The 10831-nt window shown below is 47.5% G+C and carries 7 protein-coding genes and 1 tRNA gene; 1 reads left to right on the plus strand and 7 read right to left on the minus strand.

The features are described 5' to 3' along the window. Positions 1-28: 28 nt before the first annotated feature. Together H9L42_RS12610 and H9L42_RS12615 are read right to left on the minus strand one after the other, a co-directional pair. Positions 29-2689: a zinc ribbon domain-containing protein gene (locus tag H9L42_RS12610; protein WP_187303759.1), complete on the minus strand. Its 2661-nt coding sequence runs from the start codon at positions 2687-2689 to the stop codon at positions 29-31. A gap of 18 nt (positions 2690-2707) precedes the next feature. Next, positions 2708-3220: a hypothetical protein gene (locus tag H9L42_RS12615; RefSeq protein WP_187303760.1), complete on the minus strand. Its 513-nt coding sequence runs from the start codon at positions 3218-3220 to the stop codon at positions 2708-2710. Between the two features lie 482 nt (positions 3221-3702). Here H9L42_RS12615 and H9L42_RS12620 point away from each other — a divergent pair, with 482 nt between their 5' ends. Beyond that, positions 3703-5136: a C40 family peptidase gene (locus H9L42_RS12620; protein ID WP_187303761.1), complete on the plus strand. Its 1434-nt coding sequence runs from the start codon at positions 3703-3705 to the stop codon at positions 5134-5136. Positions 5137-5218: 82 nt separating this feature from the next. On the opposite strand, the gene H9L42_RS12625 is transcribed toward H9L42_RS12620, so the two are convergent. The 5 genes from H9L42_RS12625 to H9L42_RS12645 all read right to left on the minus strand — a co-directional run bounded on the left by H9L42_RS12625 (position 5219) and on the right by H9L42_RS12645 (position 10555). Further along, a complete protein-coding gene (locus H9L42_RS12625) occupies positions 5219-5383 on the minus strand; it encodes a rubredoxin (RefSeq protein ID WP_187303762.1) in 165 nt (54 codons plus the stop codon). A 109-nt stretch (positions 5384-5492) separates the two neighbouring features. Beyond that, positions 5493-6692 (minus strand): DUF2201 family putative metallopeptidase, encoded by a 1200-nt coding sequence (locus H9L42_RS12630; RefSeq protein WP_187303763.1) that lies wholly within the window; start codon positions 6690-6692, stop codon positions 5493-5495. Continuing rightward, complete coding sequence (locus tag H9L42_RS12635) at positions 6689-8428, minus strand: ATP-binding protein (protein WP_187303764.1); 1740 nt, start codon at positions 8426-8428, stop codon at positions 6689-6691. The genes H9L42_RS12630 and H9L42_RS12635 overlap by 4 nt, the downstream gene beginning before the upstream one ends. Positions 8429-8509: 81 nt before the next feature. Then, the gene (locus tag H9L42_RS12640; RefSeq protein WP_187303765.1) at positions 8510-9982 is read right to left on the minus strand and encodes an APC family permease; all 1473 of its coding nucleotides are present in this window, start codon (positions 9980-9982) and stop codon (positions 8510-8512) included. A gap of 497 nt (positions 9983-10479) precedes the next feature. After that, positions 10480-10555 (minus strand) — tRNA-Lys (locus tag H9L42_RS12645). Positions 10556-10831 lie beyond the last annotated feature (276 nt).

The raw sequence follows: 10831 nt of genomic DNA on the forward strand, positions 1-10831 counted from the left end.
CTCCCTAATTGCGCTTTCAGCACGGCCGTTAAAGCTCGTAACTATTTACAACTTTCATAGTCTCACCGTCCGGCTCTATTTCGTAAATCTTTTCCGTCGTCCCATTACCATCCTGCGAGTTCTGAATTTTTTCAGACACCCATACAAAATACGAATTTCCTGCCTGTCTGATTTCACCAATCTGCAGCTTTTCGAAGGTTATATTTTCATTTCCTCCCGCTTTTTTTACCTCTTTATATAGATCGGTACCTTTCTTCATCAGGTTCAGAACACTGCGGTCATTATGATTCATCAAATTGACCTTCTGTGAGTCATAGGCAATAATAGTCCCTACGAGCGCCTGATCATAATACACCTGCTTGTTCTGCGCGTCTTTGTACCAGGTTACGTCAGACAGAGTCTGAGTAAGCTGTATGTCTGTGTTTTCATACTCTGTATTTGGATCAAATTTCAGATCCTTGTTGTACTCAACGGTTTGTATATTTCCATCTTTATTCTTGCCCATTTCCGCCTTAATTAACTCCGTTTTATTTTCCATGGGCTCATTGCGGATGTCTTCTGTATTCGCGAAAACAGCATATTCTGCGTCTTCATCGCCTGTGAAGAGATGGATCACATTATTAAGCTGATTGTCAATAAACTTCGCCGCTCCACTGCTTGGCGCTGCGATTTTAATTACAACTCCCGCGATTTCCATCACCAGCAAAATAATCAGAATAACCAGGCAGACTTTCAGTACGATGCGTCCCTTTCCGCCCTTTTCATATTCCTCGTCCTCATCCTCATCGTCCAGTTCCGCAAATCGAATTTCCGCTTTTTCTTGTCCATCTGTCTTTTCTTCTTCGATTGCTTCGCTGATATCTTCCGCTGGGTTGTAGTCCGCAGGGAATACCATCGTTTCATCGCTTACAGTCTTGGAAGGCTCCTGTTCGGTCAAAATCTGGGCTACGGTATCTTCATTCATGATCAGCGTAGCATCTGTGACATCTTCAGAGGCCGCTGTCTCCGCAGGCTCCGCCTGTTGTTCATCACTCAGCAGATCTTCGACAGAAAACAGTTCTGCCGGGACTTCCTGCAAATCTTCCGCCATCTTTTCCGGTTCTGCTTCCGGAACAGCAATATCCTGAAGGTCCTCAAATGTTTCAACGGTTTCCACAGCCTCCACGACGTCCTCCGGCTCCGCTTCAACTGCTGTAAGCAACTCTTCTGTTTCCGGTTCGGAAGTTTCAGAAATCGCTTCCGCCTGAAGGTCCTGCTCGGGCTGTTCCGTGTCTTCTAGGTGTCCCAAAAAGTCCGGAAGTTCAATCGGATCCGGCTCTGGAACCGGTTCTGCCTGTTCTGCCGCTTTTGCCGCAGCTTCCGCCGCCGCATAAGCCCGATCTCTCTGCACCATTTCCGATGCCGTTGCCATCCCTGCCAGGATCGCAGCCTTATCCACAGGTTTCGTTTTTATCGGCTGTTCCTCTTCTTCCGCCGCCGGGATCCCGCCTTGCTTTGTGTCTTCAGGTTCAGCTTCTGCTTCCTGCGGGAACGCTACCGAGTCTACCGTTTCAACCGGCTCCGCTTCCGGGATCGTATTCGAAAATTCTTCTTCGATCTGTTCCCCTCTTGCAACAGCTCTTTCCAGTTCTCGCTCTGCCGCTTCCTGAGCTGCCCGCGCATCCGCCAACCTCTTAGCTTCTTCATCAAGCCTGCGCCTTGCCGCTTCTTCCGCTGCCTGCGCTTTCGCCAGTTCTTCCGCTTCTTCTCTTACTTTACGTTCCGCTTCTTCTTTCGCTTTTCTCTTTTCTTCTTCGATCAGTTTCGCAGCTTCTTCTCTGGCCTTTTTCTCCGCTTCCGCCGCTTCAATGCGTTCTAACACGTCAGACTCTACCGGCTTTGGTTCATATCCCTTTACGATTCCTTCCGAAGCAAATAATTCCTCCATCGGATCTTCCGGTGTTCTTGACGCGAACTTTTCTTCTGATACTGCTTCTGCAGTATTCATCTCTTCGGATAATATGTTACCGGATTTAATCTTTTCGTATTCCTGATCAAGCAGTTTCTGAAATTCTTCATTTTTTTTATGAAATGTAAAAAATTTGTCAATCTCTTCCGATTGCTTTCTCGCTTCGTCTGTTTTGCTGTCCAGATTGCCGAAAAGTTCCTCTTCCAGGCTGGATGAAGCTGTCTTTTCATTGCTTTGCGGAGCATTTTCCGCTCCGCCACCCTTTATTTCGGCCATATCCTGCGAAGAGGTCCAAGTCCTCTCTTCTGAAGTGAAAACCTCTGGCGCCGCAGACTCCCGCAAAGAGGCTTTCTCATGCATTTTTTCTTCCGCGTCAACCTCTTCAGGCGTCATAGACCAGTTAAAATCAATATCTTCTGTTTTTTCTACTCCCATGCCCGGGAATGTATGTATATTCCAATCAAATTCCTCTGAAGGAGGCGTCACTTTTTTTTCCTCTGGCTCTACGTTTTTAGCCGGATCGCTGTCAAGAAAGTCAAAAGATTTAAAGTCAAAAGGTTCAAACAGAGGTTCCTTCGTTTCTGCCGCGTTGTCTACCTGCGGCTGAGATTCCGCAGTTCCCGCGCTGCTAGAGATTCCGTCTGCCTTATTGTTTTCGTCTGCTAAAATTGTCTTTGCGCCACAGGAACTGCAAAATTTATCCCCGTCTGCCAATTTTTGTCCACAATTTCTACAATACATAAGTTCCTCCTCTGCTTGCTACTCTTTAATGAGCAGTTCAAGTTCTTCCTCGGTATACATTTTTCCGCTTTTTCCAATGTTATATGATGATGTCGGCACCCTACTGCGCCCTTCTGAATTTCCACCCGCCTCGTTTTGTCCGTCCCCGGCGGGTAATTCAAATTCCAAATCTGATTCCATCTCTGTCGTATTTTCCTGCCGCGATTTTGTGCCTGTTTCTAAGCCGGATTCTTCCCGAAGCTGTTCTTTGGAATTTTGCTCCGCGTCCTCTTCCTTATAGCTTCCGGCGGCCTGTTCCGCTCTTTGGGCGGCCGCTGCCTCCCGTTCTTCTATCCGCATATCCACCCAGGTCTGTAAAAATTCCGACTGCCGTGTCTTGATCTCTTTCAAGGTTCCTTCGAGTTCCGTCAGCTGTTCTTTCAACTCCTGTATGCTGTCGTACTGCTGTCCCACCCGTCTCTGCCAAAGGATCAACACTGCTATCAGCAGCAGGATGATAACCGCCAGTAATAATAGCATTATGATTGTCATGCCAAAGTCTCCTGTTTTTACAAGGGATTTTGCCTCCCTGTTTTTCTCTTGGCGTACTTCACCGAGATTATAACTTTTAATATTATACTACAAACTTTAACCGATGGCAAATACAACAGACTAAAAGATACCGAAATTTCCTGGTTCTCTGCAAAAAAAGAGCAGGTCCCCCCTGCCTGCTTCTGAAAGGAACAGTCCTGCTCTTTTTCGCGTCTTAACTATTCGTTATTATTTTTGTCGAAGTTTTCGCTCTGGTTCTTTTCGTTTTTCATACGGTTATTTTTCTCCGCACTCTGCTTTTTTTGATTATTTTTCATTTCTAATCCCTCCTCTGTTTCCTATTCTTCGCTGTTTTCTCTGAGAATATGTAAGGAAAATAGAGGAATTTAATTTACCTTATAATCAATTAATGGTAAGATAGTGAAGGCTCTGTGGCGCTACCGAGAGCAGAAGCATTTCATAATGGAAAGGATCTGTTAAAATTGAAAATTCATCGAAAATTTCATTTTATTACCGTATTTCTACTTGTTTTTTTATTATCTTTTGAAACAGCCTTTGCTGAGGAATCAACCGATACAGAGCTTCCTCCGGAAGAAGCTTCTACCTCTTTTGTAATCGAAGAAATTATGCCTCTGGAGTCCGGCATTGCTCATCAGAGCATCATTGCGCGTTCAGGGAAAAAGCCTTCTCTGCCGGCGAAACTTTCGGTTCGTCTGGCAGGGCAGACCGATTATACGAATTTGGATGTTTCCTGGAGCCCTTCCGCAGATTCGATTGGAAGCAAAGTGGGAACCTTTACCTGCATCGCCCGGATTCCTTCCGCCTACACGCTAAAAGAAGGGCTCAGCGTCCCCTCAATCCGCGTTGAGGTAAAAAAAGAGGAAACCACGGTATCCGGAATTCCCGGCCAACTGAAAAAGAAAGCAAGATCTTCTTTTTCTCACAAAATTACGGTTTCGCCCGCTTATGGCCGGACCGTTCAACTTCAGATGAAGAAAAATGGGAAATGGATTACAAAAAAAACTTATAAAACCTCTAACCGTGAAAGCGCCTCTCTGACGGTTACTTATCCGAATGACTGGTGGAAGGCAACCAGTTCTTCCTGGCGAATCTTGGCTCCGGAAAGCCCTGAGGGTACCGGGTTTTCCAGCTCTTCCATAACGATAAAAACAAAGCGTCACTATCAGAACCCCGCCAAATATGTTCAGATCAAGGATAAAATCGTTCTAAAGCATTCCGGCGCTTATAAACTACGCCCAGGATATATGGGACTGAAAGTGCGTAAAGTCAATAATTATTTTCACATAGGAAGCAAATACTGGCCTCGTTATACAAGTCTGACCCGTCAGAAGGTCAAGGCCTTTCAGCGCCGGAAACACTTGAAAGCAACGGGCGTCGTAAACTTGAAAACCTGGACCAAGATGGGATTTTCCAAAAAGTCATGGAAAACGCTGGGCGCCTATGTTTCTCCCATCAAGGTCAATCCCTCCAGTACGAAAAAGCAACACATTAACGCAATGATCCGCACCGCTAAAAAATATCTCGGTTCCGATTATGTCGTAGGGGCTTCCGGAAAGCCTAGCCAGGGGGCCGACTGTTCCGGTCTGATTATGCAGGCTCTTTACGCTGCCGGGGTGGATCCTTATCCGGTAAGCTGCGTGCGTCATTCCAAGGCCGGTTATGAATACGAATCCCGCAACCTTTGGACAAGTAAAAAATTCAAAGCCGTTCCTTACAGTAAGAAAAAGCGCGGCGATCTGATCTTCTACCGGGGAGGCGGCGGAGCGATTATTCATGTTGCCATTTATCTAGGAGACGGCAAGGTAATCGAATCATGGCCCAATAAAGTGGTAATCTGGCCCATCAAAAACAGCCACCGCAGCCGGGTGGCCGGAGTGAGACGGGTCTTCAATTAAACCCATTCAAAGCAACCTTACATATCAAAAAAAAGAGCCCGGCAGGTGATTCTATTCGCCGTGGCTCTTTTTTAACCTTGTCTCAATCGACCGGATGAAAGTATTCTTTTCCCACTCCGCACTTGGGGCAGATCCAGTTTTCCGGCAGTTCTTCAAAGGAAACTCCCGGAGCAATACCGCCGTCCGTATCCCCTATCCTCGGATCATAAATATATCCGCAAGGTTCACATTCATATCGTTTTGCCATAACCACTCTCCTTTGACCCATATTTTTATGAAATTAGTATTTCCGTATTTTCCATTTTTATGAGCCACGGAAGATTCTGTCGGTAACCTTTTTGCGCGGCAGCAACTATCTACCTGTTTTTTAACTGCTCCGGCTTAATGGAAATCACCCTTCCTCCCATCGGTTTTATTTCCGCATCGCCGTACACTACCCACACGGCGTTCAGAAATTTATCCGGCACCGGCGCCTGTCCGTCCGTAAAAATAATCCGGTTATCGACCCGAAGAGAAAACGCGTCTGCCGCTGTATTGAAGTCGGTCCCCCCTCCGCCCTCAAAAGGCATATTGTCGATATCCTCTTCAGTTCGAATGTCATAAAACCCATAAAACACCGTGTCAAAACAGCCCGCTTTCAGCTTGGAAAAGGTCAGGATGCTTTTGCATTCCCGCAAAAAATTTCTCAGCAATTCTTCATCTACGGACCAGCTGGTATCCAGGACAATTTCTGTTTCCGGGACAGGCCGGTCTTCCAGAACCGGCACGACAACTCCGTTTTCCAGAATCGCGTTCCGATAGGACCAGTCCACATCGTAGTTGATGCTGTCCTGCAGAATCAGCCGCCAATCGATGAGCGGCGCGCTGTTTCCGATCTCTTCTACGATTCGTTCATCCCTGCTGTCCGCGTTTCCGGCTTTTGATTGTCTTTTCTCCACCAGAGCGTATTCATCGTCGGAATCCTCATCAGAGTCTCCATCGGCTTCTTCTCCGGACTCTTCGCCTTCATCACCGACATCTCCTTCCAGCAACTGCTCCTGAGCAGCTTCATCGCTGTTATCATCCTCCGAATCCTCATCGCCGGGCATGGGTACTCCCTCGCCCTCGCCGCCTTCCGGGTTTTCCCTGCCTTCCAGCTGTCCATTTATCAAATCAATGGCCAGCTTCTCCCGGAGAAGAACTTCATAGTACTGCTCCACGTCGTAATCAATGGCTTCCGGATAATCGATATCACCTGTGGGGATATCCAGCCCGTCCCGTTTAAGCATCTGATTGATCACCGCCTCAGCGGCCCGTTCCCAGATGACCGGGTCTTTTCCACCTCCCCTTTCCGTGTGCCGGAAAGCGATATGGCACAGTTCACGGGTCAGCAGAAAAACCCGATTGCTGTCGGAAAGCCCTGCCAGATACCGCGGATTATACAAAATATGTTCCGAGTCATGTTCGATCGTCTCGACATCTTCCGTTTCCTGGCAGTCTATATTTGCCGCTATGCTTCCGAAGAATGGGTACCTGGCGATTACCTTGCGTCTAAGCGCGGCGATATCACAAATCATTTCTTTTCCTCCGGCCGCGCAAAGGAATCAAAAACCGCTCTGAATTCTTCTCCCAGTTTCGACACAAAGGCCCTTACGATTTCCACTTCCTCGTCTGCCGCCTGTGTCAGTCCCACTGTTGTCGCGTAACGCTGGGACGTATTCAGCTTTTCAAGCTCACTGTCACTATAGTTTCCACGCAGAACATCTTCCAGGGTAATGACCGGCTGACTGCAGAACTGGACAAATTCTTCGGTGATGTCTTCCCCGATTAACGATCGCAGCATTTCCGGCCGTCCTGTGGCGTAAAGCATTTTGGAGGCCATTTCCCATTTTCTCGGATCCGCGTTGGGCTTTTCTCCGTCATATTTGCTTCTCAGCGTTTCGCCCTGTTTATAGGCGATATAGGCATAGATCGCGGGATGGATCCTGCTTTCGCGCGCCCATTTCAGCCATTTTTCCGTTGTCGTATTAATATATACATGGGCGAATCGATTAAAGAACGGGGCGGCCAGCTGCTGCGCGGCCAGGGAATCCTGCATATCGTTTCCCGCAGCTACAATCCGGGCATTATCGGGAAGCTTCCAGATCCCGTTGACTTCTCTGTCCAGCACAATATTAAAGGCCATGCCCTGAATGCTGGGCAACGCGTTATTGATCTCATCAAAGAAAACCACATGGGGTTTATCCGGCTCCCGTTCACATTTTGCCTGCACTTTTTTAAACCAGGTAGGCGGAATATCGATCATCTCTCCGGTAGCCTGATTGTAGACGCTCCTGCCATTCAGGCTGTCCGGCGTGGCATTGCGCAGATAAAGAATCTCGCACGTCGGGTCAATCTGCTTTACTCTGGCGCTCTTTCCTTCGGAGGAAGGTCCATGAAGAAATACCGGCACATCGCTTTCGATGGCGCCTCTTATAATATCTTCTTCGCTGACCTCTCCAAAGGTCAGGCCATAGGGGTTCTTTCGCCGCATCTCTTTTTTCCGGTTTTCTTCATATTCAGCCTGTTCCTCCAAAGTCATATCCGAAAGAACGCTGGGAACCAGATCCTCCGCCAGGGTTGTGTTCAAATAAACGTATACCGCTGTTTTTTCAAAATCACCGTTGTAATAGTTTTCCGCGGAAAACAGGACGCCGGACGTAAGGATCCTTCTGCTGATTAAAAGATTCGCCTTCGCGTCATACAGCCATTTGACCGGCGACACCTCAATCCATACGGCATCGCCGGTCTTACAACTCTTTCCATTGGAAAGCACACACGTCTTTTCCAGGGCGTAAGGCACCCGGATATATTTCGCCCCCTCATACTGAAATTCTTCATACTGAGCCTGGTACAGCTTGCCGGTTGTCCGCAACATTCCTTCGGCAAATTCCTGCTCTAACGTTCCAGCCAGGGCGCGATCCGCGGCATTCTGCGGATACTCCCCAAATTCAGCTTCTTCAAAACCGGAGATGTCTTTAACGGTTTTGCAGGGCAGTTCGGAAAGATCCCCGCACACCACTGCCGGGCGCACACTGCCATGGGAGTTGGCGTACGCGACTCTCCGGCTGCCGTCCGGATCGACGGCGCACACATCTCCATACCCGGAAGCGGAAGCCAGGAACCAGGCTGCGGTTCTTTCCTCACTGGCATCCGCCCCTGAAAGAACCGCAAAATCCGTTACGCCGCATTCCGCGCCAAGTTCGCGGATAACATCTATCTTCATTTCTCCGAATACTTGTTCCTTTGAAAGTAATCTGTAATTGTAATTCATCGCTCTCTCCATCCTTGATATCTTATTTCTAATAGGATACACCATAATCGGTTCGGTCGGAAGAGCCAATGTAAAAACAAATTACAGGGTCAATTTGCTATGGTCCACTTCTCTCTTCTTCATGTTGGCAAACAAGGCGTCGTATTTCTCCTGACGAGGAGCCTCGCTGCGTTTTCTGCTGTTTCCCTTGTAGAACCCCAGCCCCAGAAGTCCCCACGCGATGATTACGCAGATACCCGCGTTGCCTACATAGGCCGGCGACATCGGCAGAACGCACATTACGAAAAGGATCATGCATACGGTCATACCGACACCTGCGATGAAAACTCCGCCTTTCAAACGATACGGGCGCGGTAGATCCGGTTCCGCCTTGCGCAGTTTAATCAGGGAACGAGCATCGTTAAACCAGCATACCATAAGAGCGACCGATGTCATACTGGTCAATGTGCTGATAACCGCGGTTCCCAGGAAAGGTCCTAAGCAGGAGAAGATTCCACTGCAGATCAGCGCGAATCCCGGAGTTCCGTGCTTTTCATTCATTTTCGCGAATCTGGGCGGAAGCAGGTGCGCTCGCCCAAGCCCCATGACCAGTCTCGGCGTCGCGATGAAAAAGGCGTTCCATGTGGTCATCAGCCCCGCGATGGCGCCGATCAGGATAAATATGTATAGTCCTTCTCCCACAGTTCCCGGATAGATCAGCTTTAATACGTTTCCCGCCGCCGGTGTGTCTAAGAAAGCAGTTTCCTGCCAGGGGTACGCGCCGCCTACAAAGAAAAGGATTAACGCGTATGTAATGCCTGCCATAATCATCGAAATAAAGATGACCTTTCCGACCCCCTTAATCGAACCGGAAACATCTTCAATGCCCTGCGGGATGGTTTCAAACCCGAAGATAAAAAACGGAGCAATCGCGAACATTGCTACGGCGCCGCCAAAGAAGCCACTGTGGCTGCCTACCCCTACATTCTGGTAAACCGGCGTCAGGTTCGCGAAGTCAAACCGGAATACACAGCACAGGATTGTCAGCGCAATGGACGCCAGCAATATGATGCAGAGGATCTTCTGGAAAATCGCCGAGCTTTTCGCGCCAAACCAGTTGATGGCAAAAATCAGCAGGGCGCATGCCTCTCCCACCAGAAGGGAACGGAGATAAATCGGCGATCCCGCTATATGGTAAAGAATTGGTCCTTCCTGGATTCCCGGAATAATCATCGCAAGAATATCGTTAATATAAATCGCTTCCCACGGGAGTACCGCGGAAAAAGCCATAATCGCCGACCATCCCGAAATGAAGGCCGTTTTCTCTCCAAACGCCCGGTACCCAAAGGCTACACTGGACCCGGCTACCGGAAGCATCGGGCAAAGCTCCGCGTAACACATGGCTACCGGAAGAACCAATACCAGCGTAAGCAGGAATCCTACCGCCGCGGGGATCGGCCCACCGGATGCCGCCATCCAGTCATTCACAATTACTGCCCAGCCGACACCTACAATCGCGCCAAATCCGATTGTGAAAAAGTCAAATACACTTATCCCCTTTTTTTCTAGTTTCATAGCTGGCCTCCTTTCTATTTTCCACACATACGAAACATTGTTCCATGTTTTTCATGATGATTATAATCGTCGCTTCATAATAAAACCGCCTTCTTTCTTAGTTCAAACACGAACTGTTTTCCTTCTGTGATTTTAGTATAAACCTTATAGTTGATATAAAGTCAATGACTATTTTGAATATTAATTCTTTTTTGTAAGTATATGTGTTGGAGGCGAAAAACGGGACGTTTACAGAAGATAGCTCTTAAAACAGAGTTCTACGATCGGATAAATGCGTCTGGAAAGCTTTTTCGATTTCTAATCTTTATAATATGTGGATGGTTTATAGACCATACTAAAAATTTCAGACAGTGTAAAGATACGAAAATCTTTTCTGATTCAACCCTTGTCTGCATTACTATACAGCGCGGACAGAGGACAATAAAGGTTTGTAAAGAGTTAATTCCGCTTTTCCCAAAAAATGAGAAACCCCAGAATCGTGTAAATTCTGGGGTTTTTGGTACACCATCAGGGGTTCGAACCCTGGACACCCTGATTAAGAGTCAGGTGCTCTGCCAGCTGAGCTAATGGTGCATATAAATTCGCTAAATTTCAACATTTTTTCATTTCGCAAGTCTGATTATTCATTACTTTGAGCAACTGATTCTCTCAAACTCGCAAAAATGATTATACAATAAAACCATTCCTATGGCAAGTCTTTTTTTCTTATTTCTTACATTTATTTTGATAGAGTAACTTGTAAAAGTAACATCCACCCGTTCTTCGGTGCACATGGAAGTTATTAATTCTAAACAAGGTGGGTGGAATTTAATAGCTCGGAATGATAGAATCTATCTATTCATCCACTTC

The organism is Zhenpiania hominis (genome assembly GCF_014333425.1).
Taxonomy (GTDB): domain Bacteria; phylum Bacillota; class Clostridia; order Peptostreptococcales; family Anaerovoracaceae; genus Hominibacterium; species Hominibacterium hominis.

What these genes read in the sequence shown, in the direction of transcription:
- H9L42_RS12625 (WP_187303762.1), bottom strand. Translation starts at nt 5,383, where the DNA reads ATGGCAAAACGATATGAATGTGAACCTTGCGGATATATTTATGATCCG.
- H9L42_RS12635 (WP_187303764.1), bottom strand. Translation starts at nt 8,428, where the DNA reads ATGAATTACAATTACAGATTACTTTCAAAGGAACAAGTATTCGGAGAA.
- H9L42_RS12615 (WP_187303760.1), bottom strand. Translation starts at nt 3,220, where the DNA reads ATGACAATCATAATGCTATTATTACTGGCGGTTATCATCCTGCTGCTG.
- H9L42_RS12640 (WP_187303765.1), bottom strand. Translation starts at nt 9,982, where the DNA reads ATGAAACTAGAAAAAAAGGGGATAAGTGTATTTGACTTTTTCACAATC.
- H9L42_RS12630 (WP_187303763.1), bottom strand. Translation starts at nt 6,692, where the DNA reads ATGATTTGTGATATCGCCGCGCTTAGACGCAAGGTAATCGCCAGGTAC.
- H9L42_RS12610 (WP_187303759.1), bottom strand. Translation starts at nt 2,689, where the DNA reads ATGTATTGTAGAAATTGTGGACAAAAATTGGCAGACGGGGATAAATTT.